Here is a 25212-nt window from a genome sequence, read left to right as displayed (position 1 = left end):
ACGTACTGGGATGGTGTAGGTTGTTGGAAACTTTGTTGGAAACTTTATTGTCGTATCATAAATCGGCTCTAGCAAAATCTTGGCACTTCAGAATGCATAAAGGGCTTATCTTGATAAAAGAGAGTCTTGTTTAGGCTACAAAAGGCACAATGGTACAATTTTTTTCTTAGAGTGGCAATCCGTGCAGCAGACGTGGGGCATGACGGGTGAGACCGGAGGCTTCTTGAATGAAATATTTTTTCATTTTTGGCGTTTGATTGACAATTCCAAGGCCAACATCGCGGAGCATTCGCAAGAGCAGGTTATCATTAGAAAAGAGTTGGTTAAGCCAGTCATTGCTCAGAGCCATACGTACAGTTTCAAAACGCCTCCAGCTTTGATAGCGTTCGAGAGCAATGAGAGATCCAATATCAAGACCTAACCGCGCTGTTTCAATAATCACTTCGGCGAGTGCGGCACTATCGCGTAATCCTAAATTGAGGCCTTGTCCTGCAAGAGGATGGATTGTATGCGCAGCATCACCAATGAGAACAAAGCGCGGTTTAATACATTGACGTGTTAAAGAAAGCTTTAAAGGAAAGGCTTGGCGTTCCCCATTCCAAGTGAGTTTTCCATATCGGTGACCAATACGTTTTTTGATTTCTGTTTCAAAAATAAGAGCATCAGCTTTGAAATAATATTGCGCAGTTTTATGCTGTTCATTCCACACCACGGCTGATCGATTTCCTTTGAGAGGGAGAAGAGCGAAAGGACCAGCAGGTAAGAAATGTTGGATTGCTTGACCATGATGGGGTTTTTCATGTTCAATCGTGCAGATGATTGCTGTTTGTTTATAGGGACGAGAAAAATTTTTAAGACCTGCTTTTTCGCGTAATTTCGAATGTGCTCCGTCAGCTGCAATCAGCAACTTGGTTTGCCAGATTTCTTCATTGCTTAAAGTGACAGTGGTGTGTTGATCTTTTTGGTGAAAATCAATAATACGCATGTTTGCGAAGAAAGGAATATCTAGATCTTTTGCACGCTTTTTTAAAGCATTGAGGAGCTCTCTATGTTCCACCATAGCAGCAAAGGGCTCGTTGGGGGTAACGTCTCCTTCAAAGGTTAAAAGAGTTGGTTTGACAGGATCATTTGTGTATGCATCTGTGATGATCATTGAATGAATAGGTTGAGCATGGGATTTTATATGTTCCCAACATTGCAGTTGTTTCAACATACGAATAGAGGCAGCAGAAAGGGCAAGTGCGCGTATATTGGAAACAGGGATATCTCCTTGAGGAACAGCATCGACGATCTTAATTTTCAAACCAGGGGCAGCTTGTTTGAGCGCTACTGCCAGCGTTAAACCGACAGCCGCGCCACCTGCAATGAGGAGATCACATTGTTCTTTTTTTTTATTGGCTCTAGTGTTTTTATTGGGTTTTATACCTTCATTGAGATCAGAATACACAACACTTCCTTCTATTGTTCGCAGTTTGTCCGCTCTTAAACGAAAAGGGTATTTTTCTTCAATATCACCGTTATTATAAGGAAATTGTTATGATTATGATAGTTAAAACTGTATTAATATTTTGCGGTCATAATTTTATAACTCTTTAATACGAAGGTTTTGTATTTGGAATTGATGGATGCACCAAAGTTCTTCTCCTTATGATTTATTAGAAGTGCAGAACTCTCAAGGTTCGCGGCTCATTGAAATATTTTTGCGCCAAATTGGGGTTTTCATAGGGCTTGGGCTTTTGGGTTTTATTGTTTTTTGCATTTTTGCTTTGGCAACTTGGAATGTTGCAGATCCGTCATTAACGCATGCAAGTATAAATAAAATTACCAACTTTATGGGGTGGCCAGGTGCAATTTTCTCAGATTTTTTTATGCAGTTTTTTGGTCTGGCAAGTCTTGGTGTTTTGCTGCCACCATTATTTTGGTCGTTTCTTTTGCTGGCACAGAAGAATATCCACAATTTGATTTTTCGCCTTTTTTTATGGGTGGTCTCAACGATTTGTTTTGTAGTTTCTTTTGCTCTTATGACACCTCTTGCTCCTTTTACGCAATGGCCATTGCCGATGGGTTTGGGAGGGGTTTTGGGTGATAAAATTTTAAGTGCTGCTTCTTTAATCTTTCCTGTCCTTCTTTCTCCATTTCAGAATGTGCTCTTGGGTGTTGCTCTTATCTTGTTAAGTTTTTTGATAGCTGCTTTTGCTGGCAATGTTGTGTGGCGGCGTCAATCAAATAAAAGAAAAACAAAAAACGTCCAGAAAAACGAAATCGTGGATCCAGATTTCGATGTGTCAGGAGAGGTAGAATATGCTGCAGATGAAACACAGCACGGTTTTTTTGCTACAGCTTTTGGAGCTATTTTACACCTTTTTTATTTTTTACAAGCACGGTTTTTTCGTTTTTTCTTCTTTAAAAGTCAGGCTAAAAAACAAGAAAAGTCATTTGATCGGATTGAACCAATTTTCTTTGATGAAAAAATAAAATGCGAAAATTCTCAAGATAAGATGCCTGCTTCTTCGGTTAAAAACTGTGTTTTCAAACCTTTAACGGCTTCTTCAACGGGTGATTTTCTTCTTCCGCTTTTAGATTATCTTTCGGTTTCTCCACCAGCAGCAAGGGCGACAAAACTTTCTCCTGCTCTCTTAAAAGCCAACTCTCAGGAACTTGAAGGTATTTTGTTAGATTTTGGGGTCAAGGGGCAAATTATTGATGCACGTCCTGGTCCAGTGGTGACTTTGTATGAATTTGAACCGGCTGCAGGCATTAAGTCTTCCCGGATTATCGGTCTGGCAGATGATATTGCACGCTCGATGCGTGCGATTTCAGCCCGTGTTGCTGTGGTTCCAGGACGCAATGTGATTGGAATCGAATTGCCCAATGCAATGCGTGAGATGGTTTATTTACGGGAAATTTTACAAGCTCAGGAATTCTTAGAGAGCGAAGCAAAATTAGGTCTTGCTTTGGGCAAAACAATAGGTGGTGAAACGGTTATCGCGGATTTAGCAAAAATGCCCCATCTTTTGGTGGCAGGCACAACAGGATCGGGAAAGTCTGTTGCCATTAATACGATGATTTTATCGCTTCTTTATCGTATGACACCTGAGCAATGTCGTCTCATTATGGTCGATCCGAAAATGCTTGAACTTTCGATTTATGATGGCATTCCCCATTTGTTAACACCTGTGGTAACAGATTCTAAAAAAGCAGTGATTGCGCTTAAGTGGGCTGTTCGTGAAATGGAAGAGCGCTACAGTAAAATGTCAAAACTTGGGGTACGCAACATTGATGGGTTTAATGCGCGTCTCAAAGAGGCTGAAAGTCAGGGAGAGACAATGGTGCGTACAATTCAAGTTGGATTTGATCATGAGACCGGCGAACCTCTTTATGAAACGGAAACACTCGATTTCAGTCCTATGCCCTATATTGTTGTCATTATTGATGAAATGGCCGATTTGATGATGGTTGCTGGCAAAGATATTGAAGGAGCAGTGCAACGCTTAGCACAAATGGCGCGTGCTGCCGGTATCCACGTGATTATGGCTACACAGCGTCCTTCGGTGGATGTGATTACCGGCACGATTAAAGCCAATTTCCCCACACGCATTTCTTTTTCTGTGAGTTCGAAAATCGATAGTCGAACCATTCTGGGTGAACAGGGGGCTGAGCAATTGTTGGGACAAGGAGATATGCTTTTAATGATGGGAGGAGGACGTATCCAGCGTGTTCATGGACCTTTTGTGGCCGATGATGAAGTGGAGCAAGTTGTCACGCATCTTAAAGCACAAGCACGCCCTGATTATTTGGAGACCATTACACAAGAGATCACAGAGAATGAGGCCAGTGTTTCCTTAGCATCTTCTTCTTCAGCTGATGATCCCTATAGTCAAGCTGTTGCTATTGTTCTTCGTGATCGTAAGGCTTCGACCTCTTATATCCAGCGCCGTTTAGGTATTGGCTATAATCGTGCTGCTTCACTGATTGAGCGTATGGAAGAAGAAGGCATTATTAGTGCTGCAAATCATGCAGGGAAACGGGAAATTTTGGTGCCTGCTGAGGAAGAACGCTTTTAAAATAAAAATCTTTTGATAGTTGCTTTAAACAATATATTTCTTTTTTAGAGGAGGATATTTATTCATCATTTGCCACTTGATTGTATTGTAAGGTAAAACTGTCCGGTTTGGGAGCATTTTCTATGAGAACTTCTTTTTTACCACGGAAAAGAATATTTTGGTTTATTGGAATTATTGTTTTTTGTTGTTTAACTTTTCCTGCTTTTTCGCAATCATCCAAGAAAGTGGTAAAGGCGCAGAAGATTGCCAATCACTTTGCGGCGATTAAAACAATGACAGGTGATTTTATTCAGTTTAGTCCAAAGGGAAAAATGTCCCAGGGAACATTTTATTTAGAGCGTCCAGGAAAAATTCGTTTTATTTATAAAAAAATACCTTTACAGATCATTGCAGATGGTCAATTCATAGGCATTAACAATCGTGCTCTGAATACTTGGAATTTCTCACCGCTCTTTCAAACACCGATGAAGTTTCTATTGGACGATGAAATTGATTTATCATCAGGGCGTTTATTAGCATTTCGTGAAGATCCAGGGGCGGTGACGGTTACTCTACGGGATAAAAGCACTGGGTCAGGGCAAATAAGGATGGTTTTTGATCCTAAAACCTATACTTTGCGGCAATGGACAATTATTGACCAACAGAATTTGGAAACCACTGTTCAAATCATGAATGTGCGCACAGGGGTGAAGTTTGCTGATGAGATGTTCACACTTCCCTCTAAGAAGTAGTACGCTGTATGCCATCGGAATTGAAACAGATGTTTTTTCGGATTGCGACTTGGAATGTTAACTCTATCCGTTTGCGTCTTGCCCAGGTTTTTCAGTATCTGGATCTGTTTGCGGCAGATGTTTTGTGTCTCCAGGAGACAAAATGTCCAGATGCTTTGTTCCCACGTGAAGCTTTTGAAACGGCTGGATATAAGCATATCATATTGAGTGGACAAAAATCTTACAATGGTGTGGCAATTGTTTCACGTTTGCCTTTTAAGAATGTTGAAAAGCGTTTCTTTTGTCAAAAACAAGATTGTCGTTACATTTCGGTGATTGTTGAAGCCTACGGCAGGAACATACGGATTCATAATTTTTATGTTCCCGCTGGGGGTGATGTGCCTGACGCTGATGTGAATGAAAAATTTCGTCATAAACTTGATTTTCTAGAAGAAATGGCTTCCATCCGAGCTAATCAAGAAGATGGTCTCGCTTCTCTTTTGGTGGGCGATTTGAATATTGCTCCTTTGGAAGATGATGTTTGGTCTCATCAGCAATTGTTGAAGGTGGTAAGCCATACGCCAATTGAAACCGAGCGTTTACAAGCTTTATGCTGCCAAGGTGGATGGGTCGATCTTATGCGTCTGCATTTTCCTCCTCCTACAAAGATTTATACATGGTGGAGCTACCGCGCACGCGATTGGGCACTTGCTGATCGTGGGCGGCGCCTTGACCATATTTGGTCTTCTCCCAATTTAGCACCTTTTGTAGCTAATCTTTCGATTTTTCGTGATGCACGGGGATGGAATCAGCCTTCAGATCACGTTCCTGTACAAACTGTATTTGATTTTTCACGCTGATTTTGGAATAAGAGTTAAATAAAATGTTAATCAGTTGATTCTGAAAACATATGAGAGAGTGGATGCAGATCAGAGACCTAAAGTGTATTGCTTATAACAGATTATTTTGTAGTGCTTTTTTATGTTTTTTTGTACTGTCAGGATGTATGGTTGGTCCTAATTATCATAAAACATTTTTTCGTGTTCCAGCAGTTTGGGGACAAAAGTCGGCCCAGATAGCTGAGCATCCGGTTGCGCTTGCAGGGTGGTGGCGGCGTTTGGATGATCCTGTTTTAAATGTGTTAATAAATTACGCGATTTCTGGAAATAATAGTGTTGCGGTTGCCAAAGCACGAGTTCGAGAGGCGCGTGCAGATTTGGGGCAAGCCGTAGGATTTCTTTTGCCAAGTGTGTCAAATTCAATTTCAGGAATGCGTAGTGCTTCTGGACAATCTGATGCGTCTTTAAGCCAATATCGGAGTGGTTTTGATGCAAGTTGGGAGCTTGATTTTTTTGGTAGGCGTAAACGAGCGGTCGAAGCCTCACATTATGGTCTTGAAGCAACCGTGGAAGATATGCGTGCCACAATGGTGACACTGTTAGGAGATGTGGCAACAAATTATGTTCAAATGCGTGGTTGGCAACAAAAGTTGTTGATTGTGCGGCAAATTGCTTTATCACAGCGTAAAACATATGAATTGATGCGTGCCAGATTAAAAGCTGGTGATGTTTCGGAGCTTGATGTTTCAAATTCACAAGCACAAATGGCAAATACAGAAGCAGATATATCACAGATGGAAGCAAATTTGGAAATGAGCATTCATCGCTTGTCTGTCTTAACTGGTCGTGCGCCCACGGCTTTGAAGGATCTTTTGCAAAAAAATGCGAAACAGGCAAAGATTCCGCAACCAAAATGGCCAATAACAGCAGGAATTCCAGCAGATATTTTGTTAACACGTCCGGATTTACGACGGGCAGAACGCCAATATGCGCAAGCAACAGCGCGGATTGGTCAGCGTGAAGCAGATCGCTATCCATCACTCACTTTAACAGGGACTATTTCGACAGCAGCAACAGCAATTGATCAATTATGGAAAAACTCAACCATTGGGTGGTCTTTTGGACCCGGTCTTCGTTTTCCCTTTTTTAATGGGGGGCAGATTGTCGCTTCTGTCGCGGTAGCACGTGCACAGCGTGATCAAGCTTTTATTACTTATCGGGCGGCTGTGTTGGGAGCTTTAGAAGATGTAGAAAATGCGCTTGTAAAATTGAAGAACGAACATCAGCGTCTAGAAAAACTGATCGTTGCAAATAAAGCTTCTTTGCATTCTTTACAACTTGCACGGAGGCTTTTTGAAAATGGAAATACCAGCTTCCTTGAATTGTTAAATGCTGATCGCTCCTATTATTCTGCACAAATGGCGCTGAAAGATAGCCGTGTTTCTTTGGTTATCCAATATATTGCATTGATGAAAGCTTTGGGTGGTGGATGGGATGGCGTCGTTGATGTGTCACGTCCGGAAGTCGTCGATGGTGTTACCAGTTCACAGGCAAAGGTAAGACAATGAAAAACAGTTTCATCAAAAAATTTATTACAAAACGCAAAAAACTTTCCCTATTTTTAGCGGGTATATTCTTTGTCGTCTTGTTGTTGTGGCTGCGTTCTGTTTTTTTTGGAACACCATCACCTACTTATATGACGGCGGTGGTAAAGCGTGGTGATGTTGAGGAAAGTGTTTTGGCTTCTGGTCTTGTGCGTCCTTATCGCTTAGTTGCTGTTGGTGCACGTACGACAGGGCGTGTGGTGTCAATGCCTGTTTTTCCCGGAAGTGTTGTCAAAGAGGGCGATCTCTTGGCAGAAATTGATTCTACAGATCAGGAAAATGATCTGAAAAGAAAAAAAGCAATATTATCACACTATTATGCGAACCTGCTAGAACAACAAGCTTATCTTTCTCTTGCTCAGAAAAATTTAGCACGTCAGAAAAAAATGATCAAAACGCACGCCATTTCGCAGGCTAATTTCGATGAAGTTGTGACACAATTAAAAACACGCGAGGCGCAAATTGCTCAGCTTAACCAGCAGATTGTACAAGCACAAATTGATGTGGACAGTGCAGAGGTTAATCTCGGTTATACAAAAATAACTGCACCTTCAGCAGGAACAGTTTTAGCAACAGTTGTGGAAGAAGGGCAAAATGTTAATGCCGTTCAGTCAGCGCCAACAATCGTTATTTTAGGTGATTTGTCAAAAATGACTGTCAAAGCGCAAATTTCAGAAGCCGATGTTCTTAAAGTTCATGCTGGACAACCTCTTTATTTTACCGTCTTTGGGAATTCACAGCGTCGTTATGAGGGAACTTTAGAAAGGATAGAGCCTGCTCCTGAATCGATACGCGCTGATGAGAGTATTAATCCTGGTATGGAGAGGGGCAATTCTTTAACGTCATCGGCTATCTATTATAATGGGATTGTGCATGTGGATAATAAGGACAATTTTTTACGGACTTATATGACCGCTCAAGTTCATATTATTTTAGGTCGGGCTCAGAATGTCTTATTGGTTCCAAGTGATGCTTTACATGATGAGACAGAAGAAGGTAAAGCATGGGTTTCTCTTTTGGTGGGGCGAAAGGTCGTTGCAAAACAGGTAACAGTCGGGCTTAATAACAAAGTTATGGCAGAGATTGTTTCAGGACTTAGCGAGGGCGATGTGGTTATTACCGGTTCACGCGATGGAGCGATATCAGAGTCTTCTGGTGTTCATAACGAAGATGAGATTTAGGCTATGAGAACAGAGCAAGCAGATGATGTTCTCGTTTTGGAAAATATTGTGCGCAAGTTTTCTGCGGGTGAAACATTTGTTACTGTTTTGAAAGACATCAATCTTACCATTAAGCGCAGTGAAATGGTGGCAATTGTCGGAGCTTCCGGTTCAGGAAAATCCACGTTGATGAATATTCTAGGCTGTCTTGACCGACCAAGTTCTGGCCGTTATTGGATTTCAGGTAAAGAAACAGCTTGCCTGTCTGCTGATGAATTGTCAGCTTTGCGACGCAATCATTTTGGATTTATTTTCCAGCGCTATCATTTGCTGAGTGAGTTGACAGCGCTTGGAAATGTTGAAATCCCAGCGATTTATGCAGGATGCTCACCGCAAATACGAAAAAAACGTGCACAGGATCTTTTAATACGCTTAGGTATGGGAGATCGGATAAATCATCGTCCGAATCAGCTTTCAGGTGGTCAGCAACAACGTGTGTCTATTGCTCGTGCTCTCATGAATAATGCCGAGGTCATTCTTGCCGATGAACCAACCGGTGCTTTAGACAAAAAGAGTGGTCAAGAAGTGTTACGTATTTTGGATGAATTGCATCAAGAAGGGCGCACCATTATCATTGTAACGCACGATATGCAGGTCGCTGAAAGAGCAGAGCGTATTATCGAAATCAGTGATGGAGAAATTATTGCTGATAATGTGGCAAAAGTTGCAAAAATAAAGTCTAAGGGTCAAACTCTTCAGGGAAAACAAAATCTGAAAAACCAAAAAACACTTGGTTTTTTTCGTTCTTTTGCTGAACGCTTTCGTGAAGCATTTGTTATGGCATTGTTGGCAATGAATGCACATCGGATGCGTACTTTTTTAACAATGCTTGGGGTGATTATCGGGATTGCTGCGATTATTGCAATGGTGGCTTTGGGAACTGGTACACGAGAAAAAATCTTAGAAAATTTTAAAAGTTTTGGTTCTAACACATTGACGATTTTGCCTGGAAAAAGCCTTTCTGATCCACAATCAGACAAAATAACAAGTCTCGTTGAAGCAGATGCAGAAGCCCTGTCAAGGTTACCCTATGTTTCTGGTGTAACACCTCAGGTTTCAGCAAGTTCTACAGTCCGTTTTGGTGCTGTTGAAGTCAATGCTGTGATTGTAGGAGTGGGAGAACAATTCTTTCAGACACAAGGACTCGATGTTGTTCAAGGTCGGTTGTTTGATCAGAAAAGTGTGCGTGATCGGGCGGTAGATCTCGTGATTGAAAAAGAAGCACTTTCTGTCCTTTTTCCACATAGTCGTGAGAGTCCACTCGGGAAAGTGGTCCAGGTGGGATCAGTTCCAGCGCGTATTGTTGGTGTGGTAGATCAGCAACATAATGGAGGCATTTCAAAAACGTTGCAGGTTTATTTACCTTATACAACTGTGCAAACGCGTTTTATTGGAACAACACAAGTGCGTGCAATTACGGTTAAAATTGCCGATGATATTGATTCACATTTAGCGGAGTCTATGGTACGGCGTTTTCTTATTATGCGTCATGGTGAGGAGGATTTTTTCATTAGAAATTCTCAGTTATTTCTGGATCGTATCATGGAAAGCACCCATATTTTAACACTTTTAGTGTCCTCAATTGCAGCTATTTCATTGATCGTCGGTGGTATTGGAGTGATGAATATTATGCTGGTGACTGTTTCTGAGCGAATCAATGAAATTGGGGTGCGGATGGCAGTTGGTGCACGGCAGAGTGATATTTTGCAGCAGTTTTTAATTGAAGCAATTTTGGTGTGTATCATAGGAGGTGTTTTGGGGATTCTGTTTGGGCTTTCTATCGGTGGTTTGTTTGTGCTCTTTGAGGCCCCTATCCAGCTGATTTATACAATTGATTCGATCATTATATCACTTACTTTTTCGACTCTCATCGGGATATGTTTTGGCTTTTCACCAGCCCGGCAAGCTTCACGCCTTGACCCCGTTGTTGCCCTCTCGCGCGATTAATCATCATGAATCGCACGGTGTCATATTATTATTGCCATTAACACTGGATGAAGCATTCGGGGAAAGGAATATTGTCCAAGAAGACGATATTTGTATGGAATGGTTGCTTCAATAAAATAGCCGGTCAAGGGTGGTTATTTGATCAGAAAAATGTGCATGTGAGATCAGCGGATGAAACAAATATTTTGGCTTTTATTGTGGTAATCATAGGTGGATTAAGTGACCCTACGAGGATTTCTTTTCTTCTTTAAAGAAGCTTCTCTGCTCAATCTCAAGCCCATTTTACAGCGATACCCATGAATTGGTATAAGGCAAGATCCATTGGGCACTACCATCTTTTTTGCAAGCTTACAATGTTGTAAATGCTCTTGCATTGAGATGATTCATTAGGAGGCATATTGGACTCCTCTCTTAAGCGATTTTATCCACATGTTGATCTCTTTTGTGACGGGTAAATGACCGCGTTTTCTTTGATTCTGAATGTGGGGATTTGAAGATAAGATAATCTTCCTGGATTCGGGCCTTTCATTTAACATGCAAAACGGTTAAATATCTTTATAAATCAATATGTTGTCTTAAAGATAACTATTCGTTATAGACTTTCTCTTAATGATAAGGTTTCGATGATAAGATACTGTTCTTTTTTAATGGTTTCAGCAATCTAACCAACCCACTAAAACTGCATTTTGAAAATCATCATAATCGTTGGCGTAAAGCTCCTTAAACCTTTGAATTATCTATTCTAAAGGTCTCTATTTTCTGGATGAGTTCATAAGGGATCAGCCACATGGAACACGTATTAAAAAAATTCGAAGGAAATATGCAATTTTATGTCGCCGCCTCACCAGCAATTTATCATCTTTAGAGAATTTGTGCATTCCAAAAAAAGTTATAATATCTTGTGGTGAGCTTTTCCTGTTGTAACAGGGTTCGAATTTAGTAGGCAACATGCTCTGCATCCACGTTCAATCGATCCACTATGCGTCAATAGAATTAAGAGAATCACTCTGCTAGATCATACGCCTTTTCAGCAATCGAAGATGAAAGAACCATTTTTGCCTTCCAAGATGCAAAAATAGCGTAGACAAAATTTATGCAAAGGACACTCTTTGTTTTGGGTGTTTTTAAACTTTTTTATAAAAACGGGTCTTAGAGGGAAAGAATTGATATCAAAAGGCAAAATAGATTGGTATGAAAAGAGTGAATTGTTAGTGGTTCCCGTTTGTGTAACAAAGGGTCGATCATGTCTATGACCTAAGAGCTGTGTAAATACGATGAACGTAATGAAGGGCTGGTTCGAAAGATTTTCAGAGAAAACCAGTGTGTAAAGACTAAAATGCAGTCCTTATATAGACCTCAAGCGTTTTAATATATTGGAAGACAAGAATACGTATTTGATTGATCTGTTGTATCGTGCTTTCAATTTCACTCTTTTTGACGGGATAGGCAATGAAATTGATGTCAGGCATTAAGTATTTTAGTTCACGCAAAGAACGCCACATGTGGTAATCATGGGTAACGATATAAACTGTTTGGTAGTGGTGTTTTTTGATCCAATCTGCGCTTTCTTCGGCGTTTCCTTTTGTGTTAATTGCTTTATGTCCGATGTCAACGCAACAGGCGAAGAGCTGTGGGGTAATATGTGTGCTGTACATGAATCTTTTGAGATTGGTTGTTGTGTTAACTCCACTAATTAAGAGCCGCGAACCAAGCTCTTGCTGTAAAAGATTCAATCCTGTTTCTATTCGTTTCTCTCCACCTGTAAGAACGATGATTGCATCTGCTTTTGGTAAAGGATTTGGTGGTTTAAGTTGTTCGGTTTTTTCAGAAAAAATAACAAAACCAGCGCAAAAGAAGAAGACAATCATTAAAAGAAAAAGGGCTGTCGGTGGCAAATGGCGAAACAAGCAGCAAGGATGCCATAGACTGCGGTGAGCGCGTTTCTCGAGGGAACGCTCTAGATTGTCTTGTGGCAAGGATTGCGGGTCATATGGTTTGTGGGTCATAAAATTAAAATAAGCCATTTTCACATTGATCGATTTTTTTAAGTTGTGCCAGAATGGTCATTCGGTTTGTAAGCATGGTCAGAAAAGAAACAAACAGAATAAGGCCAATGATTTTTGTATAAGGGATAAAACTTATGGAAAAATGTCCAAACAAAGCAGTTATTTGGCTGGCTTCGACTTTCCCTAGGTTGTAGTTTGTCCAAAAAGAGAAAGCACCAAACAGAAATATACTGATGACACCACCGTATAATGCACCACGAAGTGCCGTTTTAAAAAAATGCCAGTCAAATTGTCGCGCAATGAAAAGGGTTTCAGTACCGAGGAAGTACAAAACATTAATAATATACGCATTCTCTGCCAGTGCATTGCGTGTCGCAAAAATAATCGTTAATATCAGTGAGCCTAGAACCAGTGTTAAAATGAAAAAACCAATAAAAACAGTTGCTTGTGCCATTGTTGCAAAACGATTCACCCAAACACGATGATCATCAAACTGGCCTCCTGGAATTTGTGTTTTGATTGCGTGATTGATTTCACGAAAGTTGATCTCTTCATTCTCTTTCAGTGTTACGATGATAAGGCGGGGAAGGGGCAATTCACTCAAATTTAAACCCGTTCCAAGCCACGGTTCGAGCAATTTTTCCGTGGCTGATTGGTTAACAATTGTGGCATTTTTTACACCATGAAATGTTTTAACTAATTTAACCGCATCACGAAGAGCTTTTTCGATATCAACATTTTCAATAGGGCGTATTTGAATCGTTGCTTCATAGCTAATTTGATTGCTCCAACTGTGAGCAGCACGCTGTACGAAATCAACACCGATCAATGTCAGGCTTGAGAGAAATGTCATGATAGCAATGACTGCAACCAATGCTTGCCCAGAAATATTGCTGCTAGGAATGATAGGAGTTATGTTTTTTTTATCGCTTATAAAAATGGGGAAAGACTTATTCATGAATTGTCATCCGTCCGTTATGAAGAAGCATACGCCGTGCTGCGACTTGTTCCATCAGTGCGATATCATGAGTGGCAATGATGACAGCTGTTCCAAAACGGTTTAATTCAATAAACAAGCGTAAAAGGCGTTTTGCCAAAGGTGGATCAACATTTCCTGTCGGTTCATCAGCCAGAAGGATTTCAGGTTGATCAATGAGCGCGCGTGCAATTGCTACCCTTTGTTTTTCTCCACCGGAAAGAACTGGTGGTAAAACATGAATATGATTGCCAAGTCCTACCCAACAGAGAAGATCTTCCACTTCACTGCGATAAGTTGCTTCTTCTTGCCCCTTAATGCGTAAAGGTAAAGAGACATTCTCGTAAGTTGTCATATGATCTAGTAAACGAAAATCTTGAAAGACGACACCGATACGTTGACGCAATGCAGGGAGCTCCTGCCGTTTGAGGAGTGCTGTATCTGTTTGAAATAAATCAATATGACCACGGGTTGGTTTAAGCGCCAAAAACATAAGACGCATCAAAGACGTTTTACCTGCTCCAGAGGCGCCAGTGAGAAACTGAAATGATCCGGGAGGAATGTGAAAGCTGATATCACGTAAGACTTCAGGACCCATTCCGTAGCGCAACCCGACATTTTCAAAATGAATCACTTGTTGTTACCACTTCTGCTTTTATGTTGCATCATTGTGAGGACCTTTGCTCTCCTTGTTTTAGGTTCTTGTTAGGTTCATATTCTACTATTCTCAATGTTTTTCTTTAACCATTTCCAATTTGTTATCGGACAAGAGTATTTGTGAAAATCTCAACCATTTTTTAATATATCCTCATTTGTGATTTTAGCAGGAATTTCAGGGTGATTCTAGCAGAAACATTAGAACAGCCATTCCTGTTTTTGTTCGGCATTGGTCTCTCTCTTTTTACGGTTCGCAAAGGGCACTTTGCTCTTATTGCTTCATAGTTCTTTTGAGAGTTTATACTCCACAAGCGTGAATGTTTTTTTCAACCGTTTCTGGCTTATTATGAACAGAGAGTGTCTGTTTTCATAGATATTGAGAGTCCTATTCATTGTTATGTTTTTTACCTTTATGGTGGCTTTGGCGTTTCTGTTAAAATGACCTCGGCATTCCTGCTCAAGCCATCGTTGCTGTTTTTCCATTAAGCCGTGGTTTCTGTATTTTGTCTGTTGGCAATAAGATCGTCAACGACTTGTGGTTCGGCAAGGGTTGAAATATCTCCTAGGTTATCGAAATCATTTTCGGCGATTTTTCTCAAAATGCGTCTCATAATTTTTCCCGATCGCGTTTTGGGGAGCTGAGGGGTAAACTGAATTTTATCCAAGAGGGCAATCGATCCTATTTCTTTTTTGACATGCTGAATAAGATCTTTATACAATTCTTCACTTGGGGTTATGCTTTCCATTAAGGTGACAAAACTGTAAATTCCTTGTCCTTTAATGGGATGAGGGTAACCGACAACAGCTGCTTCTGAAATAGCGGGGTGAGAAACAAGCGCTGATTCGATTTCAGCTGTTCCTAATCTGTGTCCAGAGACATTGAGAATGTCATCAATCCGTCCTGTAATCCAGTAATAACCGTCATTGTCTCGTTTACAACCGTCGCCTGTAAAATATTTTCCTTTATATGTGGAAAAATAGGTTTCGATAAAACGCTCATGGTCATTATAGAGAGTGCGCATTTGACCAGGCCATGAGTCAATAATACAGAGATTCCCTTCTGCTTCACCTTCCAGAACATTTCCTTCGCTATCAATGATTTGGAGTTGAACACCAAAGAATGGATGGGTGGCTGATCCTGCTTTGAGTTGTGTTGCGCCTGGTAGGGGCGTGATCATATGCCCTCCTGTTTCTGTTTGCCACCATGTGTCGAGAATGGGACAGCGATTGTCTCCAACCGTATGATAAAACCATTTCCATGCTTCTGGATTAATCGGTTCGCCTACGGTGCCTAAGAGGCGTAAGGATGTTCTTTTAGAATGTTCAACAAAAGAATTTCCAGCACCCATTAATGCGCGAATAGCAGTTGGTGCAGTGTAAAGCGTATTTACTTTATGCTTATCGACAATTTCCCAAAATCTACCTTGGTCGGGAAAGGTTGGTATACCTTCAAACATTAAAGTGGTGGCACCGTTGCATAGAGGACCATAAATCAAGTAAGAATGACCACTGATCCAGCCAATATCAGCAGTACACCAGTAAATTTCACCAGGATGATAATCAAAAACATATTGATGTGTCATTGATACATAAACGAGATAGCCAGCTGTTGTATGCAGAACACCTTTTGGTTTGCCTGTTGAACCCGAGGTATAAAGAATAAAAAGTGGATCTTCAGCATTCATCGTTTCTGCTGGACAATCCGTTTTGGCATGAGATATTTCTTCATGATACCAAAAATCACGTCCCTTTACCCAATCAATTGTTCCACTTGTACGCCGTATGACCAAGACTTGATTAACATGAACACCACGGCGTGCTGCAATATCAATAGCATGATCAATATTGTTTTTTAACTTGATCAATTTTTCTCCACGCAGGCCTTGATCAGCGGTGATGATAAAGGTTGATTTGCAATCAGCAATGCGGTCTGCTATCGCTTCAGAAGAAAAGCCGGCAAAAATAACCGAATGAATAGCACCAATGCGAGCGCAGGCGAGCATGGCATAAGCTGCTTCGGGTATCATCGGGAGGTAAATGGTAACTCTGTCACCTTTTTTTACGCCATGATTCTTTAATATATTAGCAAAGCGACAAACATGTTCATAAAGTTCATTATAGGTTATTTTTTTATCATGATAAGGGTTATTTCCCTCCCAAATCAATGCGATATGGTTGCCAGAGTTTTTTAGATGACGATCAATGCAATTATAGGCAACATTTGTTATACCATCTTCGTACCATTGAATCGATACATTACCGTTAAATGAAGTGTTTTTTACTTTTGTATAGGGCTTAAACCACTCAATGCGTTGGCCATGTTTTGCCCAGAAGGCTTCTGGATCATTAATGCTTTCCTGATACCATTTTTGATAGGTCTCTTCATTGATCAAAGCATTTTTTTTGATATCGGTTGGTACTGGATAGATTTTTTCAGACATAGTTCCCTCTCTTAAACTATATTTATTGTTTGGAAAAATCAGCTGCTGTATTTTTGCGTTTTTTAGACAGAATTTCCCTACAAACTTTTCACTTTAGGAGAAGCTTTATTTTAGACTAGACTAAATTACAAAGGTTTGCACAGATAATTTTAAAAATGAGTCTTACACAATTGTATTTAAGGGAGCATTTTATACTCCCTTATGGTTGATGCCGCTGTTGATAGGAAAACACATCAAGTTATTGATTTTTAAATATAAATTGTCAATATTTTCTGTAATATCAAGCCATTTGATATTATACTGTTTTTCTTTTTTGTGCATGATTATTTGTTATCAGCAAAAATCATACGATCGCAGTCTTAAAAAGTGGATTGAGGGGTGGATTGCATAGAGAGGGAACTCTATGGTTTAAGTGCGAAAGCAAGGGCAAAACTGGATTTTTTTTAAGTAAAAACAATGATAGTGCCGGGATAGTGCTGTCTCTGGGTTTTATAAACATGAGAACGGTAGTGTTCAGGAGATGTTGTGCTATTTCATAGATGGTATGAGAGAGGGAATGAGCAGTTTGTGGCCAGAGAGCTTTGAAGTAAGTGTGTGCGTTAGCAGCATTTTCAGTGGAAATCGGATCACATAGAGCGCTTTCCAAATAAAGCGGAGCCAATGCGGAGAGTATTAGAGCCAAATTGAAGAGCAATTTTAAAGTCATTCGACATTCCCATAGACAGTTTTGGGAGATCAGCTTTTTTTGCCAGTTTTGCTAACAGTGCAAAATAGGGGCCGGGGTTCTCCTTTACAGGTGGGATTGCCATAAGGCCGATAATATCAAGTCCATAATGATTTTTGCATTGGGCAACAAAGGGTATAACTTCTTGCGGTGGAATACCACTTTTTTGGAGTTCTAATCCAATATTGACCTGGACATAACAAGGGAGGCTTCTTTTTTGTTTTTGCATTTCTATGCTTAAACTTTTAGCTATTTTTTCACGGTCAACAGTTTGAATGACATCAAAAATTTTGACAGCTTCTGCTGTTTTATTCGATTGTAAAGGACCAATGAGATGAAGCTCAATGAACTTAAATTGTTGGCGCAAGCGAGGCCATTTTTCAGCGGCTTCTTGTACGCGGTTTTCTGCAAAAACAGACTGACCTGCTTGCAAAAGGGGGAAAATATGATCTGCAGAGACAGTTTTTGAAACAGCGATCAGTTGAACCTCTTCTAAGGGGCGATTCATGTTTTGACATATTTCAATAATGTCTTTTTGGAGGTTTTTCCATGCTTTGACGGAAGGAATATACGGGGTAGCTTGTGTGTTCATTTTTTTGTGCTTTGTCGTTTTTGTTGGGGGATTGGGGCGTTATTTGTAAAAGCTTTGTAAAATACTTAGTGAAAGATTTACTGAAAATCTTGACGATGAGGTTAATCCATGATGAAGCATAATAAAACAAGTTTTTTGGTTCAATTTTATTAAAGAGTATAATTATTAAAGAGTATAATAGGAATGACGATTGAACATTCTAATGTAGATGAACGCTATAATCCACGTGCCCGAGAACAAAAATGGCAAGCAATTTGGGATGAAAAGAAAATTTTTCAAATCACTGAAGAGAATTGCCGTGAAAAATATTATGTTTTAGAGATGTTCCCTTATCCTTCTGGGCGCATTCACATGGGGCATGTGCGCAATTACACTATGGGCGATGTTGTTGCCCGTTATAAACGCGCAAAGGGGTTTGATGTGCTTCATCCTATGGGATGGGATGCTTTTGGTATGCCAGCTGAAAATGCTGCACTGCAAAGTAAAGTGCATCCCAAAACCTGGACTTATCAGAATATTGCAGTAATGCGTGGGCAGTTAAAGCAGTTAGGCCTTTCTTTGGATTGGTCGCGTGAATTTGCAACTTGTGATGTGGCATATTACCATCGCCAACAAATGCTGTTTCTTGATCTGTATCAGAAGGGGTTGGTTGCGCGCAAAGTGGCCAAGGTAAATTGGGATCCCGTTGACCAAACCGTTTTGGCAAATGAGCAGGTTGTTGATGGATGCGGGTGGCGTTCTGGTGCTTTGGTTGAACAGCGTGAATTGGCACAGTGGTTTTTCAAAATTAGTGATTTTAGTGAAGATCTCTTGGCAGGGCTTGAAGAGCTTGAGCAGTGGCCGGAAAAAGTCCGCACTATGCAAAAAAATTGGATTGGAAAGTCACAAGGTTTATTGATTCGTTGGGCTTTAAAGTCGACAAATGGTGCTGATGAGGTTTGTGAAGAATTTAAAGAAGTTGTTTGTTATTCAACGCGACCTGATACGCTTTTTGGAGCCTCTTTTTTGGCGCTGTCTATCGATCATCCCATTTCGCAAGCTTTAGCGCAAAAAGACAAAGCACTTAGCGCTTTTATCGAAAATTGTCGGTGTGGTGGAATGACAACCGCAGCACTTGAAACAGCTGAAAAGCAAGGATTTTGTACATCGCTTTTGGCTGTTCATCCCTTTAATTCAAGGATACATCTTCCCGTTTATATTGCTAATTTTGTGCTTATGGACTATGGAACTGGAGCTGTTTTTGGTTGTCCTGCCCATGATCAGAGGGATTGGGATTTTGCACATAAATATGATCTCCCCGTGCAGCCGGTTGTTTTGCCAAAGGGGAGTGATGCCGAAGATTTTGTCATTGCTGAAACGCCTTACACCGGTGATGGAGTGATGATCAATTCAGACTTTTTGGATGGTTTGACGCCGCAAGAAGCTTTCGAGGCAGCAGCAGAAAGGCTTGAGGGGCAGATGCTCAATGGCCAGCCTCAGGGGAAAAGAACTGTGCAATTTCGCTTGCGTGATTGGGGTATTTCACGTCAACGTTATTGGGGCTGCCCAATTCCGATAATCCATTGCGCGGCTTGTGGGGTGGTTCCTGTACCGCGTGCAGATTTGCCCGTTGAATTGCCTGATGATGTGACTTTTGATCAGCCTGGTAATCCTCTTGAGCGTCATGAAACATGGCAAAAAGTCGCTTGTCCTGTCTGTGGTCAGTCTGCCAAACGTGAAACCGATACAATGGATACATTTGTTGATTCCTCTTGGTATTATGCGCGTTTTACCGCACCTTGGGCACAAGAACCGGTCGACAAAAATGCCATAGCTGAATGGTTGCCTGTGCAACAATATATTGGTGGAATTGAACATGCGATTTTACATCTTCTCTATGCGCGCTTTTTTATGCGTGCCATGAAATTGATGGGTTATGTGACGGTGGATGAGCCTTTTAAGGGGCTTTTTACCCAAGGGATGGTTGTTCATGAAACCTATCGGGATGATCAGGGATGGGTTTCACCAGCAGAAATTTCGATTATTGAAAAGGATGGAAAACGTCAGGCTCACAAATTGACAGATCAGAGCGAAGTGACAATTGGCTTGATTGAAAAAATGTCAAAATCAAAAAAGAATGTTGTTGATCCTGATGATATTATTGCATCCTATGGAGCAGATACCGTGCGCTGGTTTGTGTTGTCAGATTCTCCTCCTGAACGGGATGTTATTTGGACAGAATCGGGTGTTGAAGGAGCGTATCGCTTTGTACAGCGTGTTTGGCGCTGTGTGGTTTTAAGTGCTCCGGTTTTAAAGGAAGTGATTCCATGTACAGGGCATCAAGGTGCAGCTTTGGAACTCTCAAAAGCAGCACACCGCATGCTTTGCACTGTGGAAGATGATTTGGAAAAATTTGCCTTTAATCGGGCGATTGCGCGCCTTTATGAATTCTTGAACATCATGGCGCCATTGTTAAACAAGGTAGCAAGTGTTGAAGATGAAATGAAGGCATCTCTCCGTCAAGCAATGGATTTTTTTCTTGCACTGATTGCACCTATAATGCCTCATTTAGCAGAAGAATGCCATGCTGCTTTAGGGGAGAAAACCCTGATTTGCGAGCTTCCTTGGCCTGTTTATGATCCCGCATTAATCGTTGAGGACTGCTGCACTTTGCCGGTACAGATTAATGGTAAAAAACGTGGTGAGGTGACTGTTGCAGCAACAGCGAGTGAAGCGATGATTGAAGAAGCTGTTTTGGCTCTTGATTTTGTACAAGCGCATCTGGTTGAAAAATCCATTAAAAAAATGATTATTGTTCCACAAAGGATTGTGAATGTTGTTCTTTAAAAGTTTTATTCTTGCGATTCTAATGGTTTTTTTCACCTTTCTTTATGGGTGCAAAGTTGAACCGCTTTATCGTCAAGGACCCCAAATTTCGACGACAATGGATTCTATAAATTCTGGTTCCCATGGTTTGTCTTCAGGAAAAGATTCTTTAGGGCTTTCTGGGAAGCTTGCAAGCATTGTCGTTGAAGAACCTTCAGATCGTTTTGGTCAAATGGTGCGCAATCATTTACTATTTCTTCTTTATGGAAATGGTAGTAAACCTTCCGATCCAACTTATCAATTGGCACTGCAGACATCCGTATTTACAAGAGAATCGATGCAGATAGAGGTTGATCGAGACAGGAAAAAAACAGGACGACCTTCCGTTGGAACCGTGGTGAGCAAAGCATCCTACACCTTAAAGGATATGAAAAATACTCCTGTTGCACAAGGAATGGGAAATGTGCGTGCGTCTTTTGAGCGGATGCGCCAGGAATATGCGACGCTGCAAGCAGAAAAAGATGCGCAAAGGCGAGTAGCTGAAGAATTGGCTGAACAGATCTTTATGTTGCTTTCAAGAGATCTTTTAAATAAAACTTCTGGGCGTTAAGCGATATTTTGTCCGGTTTTTTTCCAATCATCGAGGAATGTTTGCAAACCTTTATCAGTTAAAGGATGTTTGACCAGTGCTTTTAAGATTGTTGGGGGAACGGTTGCAACATCTGCACCGCTGAGTGCTGCTTCTTTGACATGATTAACAGTGCGGATTGAAGCTGCTAAAATTTGTGTTTCAAAGCCATAATTGTCATAAATCGTGCGAATTTCGTGAAGCAATTCACTGCCATTTATTCCGCAATCGTCGAGTCTGCCGATAAAAGGTGAAACAAATGTTGCGCCAGCTTTTGCCGCCAATAAGGCTTGATTGGCAGAAAAACAGAGTGTGAGGTTTGTTTTTAATCCCTGTGCTGCCAGGGCTTTACACGCTTTCAATCCCTCAAGCGTTAAAGGAAGTTTGATGCAAATATTGTCGGCAATTTTTGCTAAAATAGCCGCTTCTTTCATGATGATTTCGAATTCAGTTGCTGCAACTTCGGCAGAAACAGGTCCTTCGATGAGGGTACAAATTTCTTTGATAACATCAAGAATATTGCGTCCCGATTTTAGAATAAGAGAGGGATTAGTGGTAACACCATCAACGAGGCTTAAATTTTTTAGCTCTCGGATTTCTTCAATATTGGCGCTATCCACAAAAAATTTCATGTCTAATTTCCTTGTTTTTTAAGCTCGTTCATTCACAGTTTGTGCTGTTCCAGCTTGTTTCTATATATGCGCTATTGTTTATCGCAAAAGCAAGAAAGAAGTTTAGTGTCTCATATGGTAAGTTGGGACATAAGTTGGAAAAAAAGAAAAAGATTTGGGTATTGGAAAGAGGGCAAATTTCAGGAAAGGGTTTGTTTATGATGTTAGCGTTTACAATGTTTGTATTAAATATATGGGGTTATGGAGTTGCGTCTTTCATGGAGGGGAGAAGTTGGTTCTTTTGTTAGTGTTTTGGTGGGGACACGCATTGAAAATGTGCATAGTTGGCAAGATATTTTGATGGGGACGTTGTTGACGGGGATGAAATGATAAGTCACGCAAAAAAAAGATTTTTCACAATAGATGATCCGCCAAAAATACAGGTACAAGGACAATGTTTGTGTAGAAGGGTTCGATAAAATTGTTACAAAAGATGAAGCCAAATGTAACACAGGGCGTGACAAAGAGAAAGATTGTTTCGGTTTTAGTGCCCCTTCCTGTTCCTCATGCTTATAGTTATGAGGTTCCATCTTCTATGGAGGGTAAAGTTGGTTCTTTTGTTCGGGTTCTGGTGATGGGGCGCGAAGTTTGCGGTTTTGTGGTAGACGTTGGAGAGCAGCCAGAAAAAGTTGGGCAAAGTGCAGCACCGGTGGCAGCTAAAAAATTACATTCTCTCCTGCATGTTTTTGATTGCCCACCGTTAAAGGCAGAGATGATCACGTTCTTACGCTTTGTTAGTCAGTATACGATGGCTCCTTTTGGTCTTGTAGCACGATTGGTTTTGTCTGTGCCGGCCGCTTTAGAGCCAGAGGCACAGATGCTTGGGTTGCGGTATTGTGGAGGGGTTGTTGAACGTTTAACACCAGCACGTTCACGGGTTTTAGGGTTGGCGCGCGATGGTGAGGTTTGGACACGTGCTGGTCTTGCGCATGCGGCAGGAACCTCTGTTTCCGTTGTTGAAGGGCTAAAATCGCTTGGGGTTTTTGAAGAGGTTATGGTGTCTGTACCGACTCTTGTGGCAATGCCCGATCCTAATTTTTGTCCTCCCGTGTTGGAGGGAGCGCAGAGCGAAGCAGCGCAACTTTTACGGAAGGGTGTTTTATCTTCTCAGTTTCAGGTTTTTCTGCTTGATGGTGTGACGGGGTCAGGGAAGACAGAAGTTTATTTTGAAGCGGTCGCCCAAGCGCTCATAGGTGGCAAGCAGGTTTTGATTTTGTTGCCGGAAATTGCTTTAACACAGCAATTCTTAGATCGTTTTCATGAGCGTTTTGGAGCATCAGCGGCTGAATGGCATTCAGATTTGCCGCCGCGTCGTCGGGAACGTGTGTGGCGGCAAATTGCAGAGGGGCGGGTGCGGGTCGTTGCAGGGGCACGTTCGGCGCTTTTTCTTCCCTTTCAAGAGCTTGGATTGATTGTTGTCGATGAAGAACATGATGGCGCTTATAAACAAGAAGAGCGCATTTTTTATCATGCGCGTGATATGGCGGTGGCACGAGGCTCTTTCGAGCATTTTCCTGTTATTTTATCCTCAGCAACACCGTCGATTGAAAGTCAGGCTAATGTTTTAAGAGGACGTTATCAAAGGGTGCATTTGCCATCGCGTTTTAAAGAAGCAGCACTTCCACAATTGCGAGTGGTTGATATGCGCCAAGGGGGTGTGCAAAAGGGGCGTTTTATTTCCTCCGCTCTTGAACATGCTTTAACACAAACCCTCAAAAAAGGTGAACAAGCTCTCCTTTTTCTTAATCGCCGTGGTTATGCTCCTTTAACTTTATGCCGGGTTTGTGGACATCGTTTTCATTGTACAAATTGTTCGAGTTGGTTGGTTGAACATCGCGCGCAAGGGCAGCTTAAATGCCATCATTGTGGGTATCATCAGCCTTTTCCAGAAGTGTGTCCTGAATGTGGGACTTTAGATCATCTTGTGGCTTGTGGGCCTGGTGTAGAAAGAATTGCTGAAGAGACACAGATGCTTTTTCCCCAAGCGCGGTTGTTGATTCTGTCAACCGATTTAAAAGGTGGCATTCGTCAATTACGAAGTGAATTGGAAGCAATTGCGAAAGGCGATGTTGATATTATTATTGGAACGCAGTTGGTTGCTAAAGGACACCATTTCCCTGGGTTGTCTCTGGTCGGGGTGATTGATGCTGATCTTGGTCTTGCAAATGGCGATTTACGTGCAAGTGAGCGCACCTTTCAGCTTTTGTCTCAGGTCACAGGGAGAGCAGGGCGGATAGGATTAGAAAGTTTAGGATTATTACAAACCTATCAACCCAATCATCCCGTGATACAAGCCCTTCTTTCACGACAAAGTGAGGATTTTTATACGCATGAACTTGCAGTGCGTCAGCATTATCATCTCCCACCTTATGGAAGGCTTGCCTCTTTAATTGTATCTTCAGAAAAACGTCAAGCGGCGGAGCATTATGCGCGTGCGTTACGCCAAGTTGCACCACGGGAGAAAAATGTCTCACTGATGGGGCCTGCGGAGGCACAGCTGGCTCTTGTGCGGGGGCGTTATCGGTTTCGGCTTTTGCTGCAGGGGCAGCGCTCTTTTGATATGCAGGGTTTTATTCGTGCAATGCTTGCAAGTGCTCCCAAAATGCCCAGTTCGGTTCGGGTTCAAATTGATATTGATCCACAAAGTTTTTTCTGAAAATAAAGCACCATGACATTGAGGGCTATTTGCTCGAGAAATGCCTTTTAAAAGGGAGTCTGTCTTATTATCATTTGTCCCTTCACGGCTGGTTTGCCTCTTTAATTGTATCTTCAGAAAAGCATCAAGCGGCAGAACATTATCCGTATGCGTTACGCCAAGTTGTACCACGGGAGAAAAATCTCTCACTGATGGGTCTTGCAGAGGCACAGCTCGCTTGACAGGGGCGTTAGCGTTTTCGGCTTTTGCTCCTTCGTTTTTTATAGGGTAGTGCTTTTTGATGATATGCAGGGGTTTATTTATGCAATGCTTGCAAGTGTTCCCAAAATGCCCAGTTCGGTTTTGGTTCAAGAAGCTTGAAAACAATATACTTTTTCCGGAACAGTGCTAGAAGCTCTTTTGGTGCAAAAAAATTGGCGAGAATATCTCATTTAAAAACTGAAGAAGAGAATTTTACTTCTGATTTCACACTGTTTCTGGAGTGAAAGAAAAAATACTTGAAAAATTTGTCAAAGGATGTCAAAAAAAGACATAGAAAAACTGATGGTCTCCTGAAAAATTGTTTTCAAAAGTGTTTTGGATATTTTATTTAAAATTTTCAAAAAGCTTTGATTTGTGGTGTTGCGAGTCGGTTCTGTCTATGCTAGAAACCGAGAAGTTTTTTGTTCTGGA

At 41.2% G+C, this 25212-nt stretch carries 17 protein-coding genes and 1 pseudogene; 11 read left to right on the top strand and 7 right to left on the bottom strand.

All coding sequences use genetic code 11. The features are described 5' to 3' along the window. Window positions 1–166 precede the first annotated feature (166 nt). Complete coding sequence (locus MF1_RS06050; RefSeq protein ID WP_161510686.1) at window positions 167–1447, bottom strand: ubiquinone biosynthesis hydroxylase; 1281 nt, start codon at window positions 1445–1447, stop codon at window positions 167–169. Window positions 1448–1625: 178 nt separating this feature from the next. On the opposite strand from MF1_RS06050, the gene MF1_RS06045 reads away from it, so the two are divergent. From MF1_RS06045 to MF1_RS06020, 6 genes are all read left to right on the top strand, one after another. Then, entirely contained in the window at window positions 1626–4064 is a 2439-nt protein-coding gene (locus MF1_RS06045; protein ID WP_161510685.1) for an FtsK/SpoIIIE family DNA translocase, read from the top strand. Window positions 4065–4186: 122 nt separating this feature from the next. Beyond that, complete coding sequence (locus tag MF1_RS06040) at window positions 4187–4795, top strand: LolA family protein (RefSeq protein ID WP_161510684.1); 609 nt, start codon at window positions 4187–4189, stop codon at window positions 4793–4795. Between the two features lie 29 nt (window positions 4796–4824). Beyond that, the gene (locus MF1_RS06035) at window positions 4825–5634 is read left to right on the top strand and encodes an exodeoxyribonuclease III (protein WP_161510780.1); all 810 of its coding nucleotides are present in this window, start codon (window positions 4825–4827) and stop codon (window positions 5632–5634) included. A 62-nt stretch (window positions 5635–5696) separates the two neighbouring features. Further along, window positions 5697–7181 carry an efflux transporter outer membrane subunit gene (locus MF1_RS06030; protein ID WP_161510683.1) on the top strand — a complete coding sequence of 495 codons (1485 nt, stop codon included), beginning with the start codon at window positions 5697–5699 and terminating at the stop codon, window positions 7179–7181. Beyond that, window positions 7178–8398: an efflux RND transporter periplasmic adaptor subunit gene (locus MF1_RS06025; RefSeq protein WP_161510682.1), complete on the top strand. Its 1221-nt coding sequence runs from the start codon at window positions 7178–7180 to the stop codon at window positions 8396–8398. The genes MF1_RS06030 and MF1_RS06025 overlap by 4 nt, the downstream gene beginning before the upstream one ends. A 3-nt stretch (window positions 8399–8401) precedes the next feature. Next, a complete protein-coding gene (locus MF1_RS06020; RefSeq protein WP_014924531.1) occupies window positions 8402–10384 on the top strand; it encodes a MacB family efflux pump subunit in 1983 nt (660 codons plus the stop codon). Between the two features lie 1331 nt (window positions 10385–11715). Here the strand turns inward: MF1_RS06020 and MF1_RS06015 are convergent. The 5 genes from MF1_RS06015 to MF1_RS05995 form a co-directional block, all read right to left on the bottom strand. Beyond that, the gene (locus tag MF1_RS06015) at window positions 11716–12390 is read right to left on the bottom strand and encodes a YdcF family protein (RefSeq protein ID WP_014924530.1); all 675 of its coding nucleotides are present in this window, start codon (window positions 12388–12390) and stop codon (window positions 11716–11718) included. A gap of 4 nt (window positions 12391–12394) precedes the next feature. Beyond that, entirely contained in the window at window positions 12395–13348 is a 954-nt protein-coding gene (locus MF1_RS06010) for a cell division protein FtsX (protein ID WP_011179863.1), read from the bottom strand. Further along, window positions 13341–14000, bottom strand: coding sequence for a cell division ATP-binding protein FtsE (gene ftsE, locus MF1_RS06005; RefSeq protein WP_011179862.1), 660 nt, complete (start codon window positions 13998–14000; stop codon window positions 13341–13343). Before ftsE ends, MF1_RS06010 begins: the two co-directional genes overlap by 8 nt. 505 nt (window positions 14001–14505) lie before the next feature. Continuing rightward, complete coding sequence (acs, locus tag MF1_RS06000; protein ID WP_161510681.1) at window positions 14506–16464, bottom strand: acetate--CoA ligase; 1959 nt, start codon at window positions 16462–16464, stop codon at window positions 14506–14508. A 626-nt stretch (window positions 16465–17090) separates the two neighbouring features. Beyond that, on the bottom strand, window positions 17091–17780 hold the full coding sequence (locus MF1_RS05995; protein WP_161510680.1) for a YggS family pyridoxal phosphate-dependent enzyme: 690 nt from the start codon (window positions 17778–17780) through the stop codon (window positions 17091–17093). Window positions 17781–17963: 183 nt separating this feature from the next. Between MF1_RS05995 and leuS the strand changes: the two genes are divergently transcribed. Together leuS and lptE are read left to right on the top strand one after the other, a co-directional pair. After that, the gene (gene leuS / locus MF1_RS05990; protein ID WP_161510679.1) at window positions 17964–20606 is read left to right on the top strand and encodes a leucine--tRNA ligase; all 2643 of its coding nucleotides are present in this window, start codon (window positions 17964–17966) and stop codon (window positions 20604–20606) included. Further along, window positions 20593–21195, top strand: coding sequence for an LPS assembly lipoprotein LptE (lptE, locus tag MF1_RS05985; protein WP_042995500.1), 603 nt, complete (start codon window positions 20593–20595; stop codon window positions 21193–21195). Before leuS ends, lptE begins: the two co-directional genes overlap by 14 nt. Here the strand turns inward: lptE and fsa are convergent. Further along, the gene (fsa, locus tag MF1_RS05980; protein WP_161510678.1) at window positions 21192–21845 is read right to left on the bottom strand and encodes a fructose-6-phosphate aldolase; all 654 of its coding nucleotides are present in this window, start codon (window positions 21843–21845) and stop codon (window positions 21192–21194) included. The two genes, lptE and fsa, sit on opposite strands and share 4 nt — an antisense overlap. Window positions 21846–22085: 240 nt before the next feature. Between fsa and MF1_RS07090 the strand changes: the two genes are divergently transcribed. The 3 genes and pseudogenes from MF1_RS07090 to MF1_RS05970 form a co-directional block, all read left to right on the top strand. After that, window positions 22086–22214 carry a hypothetical protein gene (locus tag MF1_RS07090; protein ID WP_276224812.1) on the top strand — a complete coding sequence of 43 codons (129 nt, stop codon included), beginning with the start codon at window positions 22086–22088 and terminating at the stop codon, window positions 22212–22214. A gap of 103 nt (window positions 22215–22317) precedes the next feature. Then, window positions 22318–24540 carry a primosomal protein N' gene (locus MF1_RS05975; protein ID WP_161510779.1) on the top strand — a complete coding sequence of 741 codons (2223 nt, stop codon included), beginning with the start codon at window positions 22318–22320 and terminating at the stop codon, window positions 24538–24540. A gap of 65 nt (window positions 24541–24605) precedes the next feature. After that, window positions 24606–24900 (top strand): annotated as a pseudogene (locus tag MF1_RS05970) (hypothetical protein); the annotation flags it as partial. Window positions 24901–25212 lie beyond the last annotated feature (312 nt).

Origin of the sequence: Bartonella quintana, assembly GCF_009936175.1 — a bacterium.
GTDB classification, from domain to species: domain Bacteria; phylum Pseudomonadota; class Alphaproteobacteria; order Rhizobiales; family Rhizobiaceae; genus Bartonella; species Bartonella quintana.
Note: the sequence above shows the minus strand (reverse complement) of the source record. Positions and strands in the feature narration are given on the sequence as shown.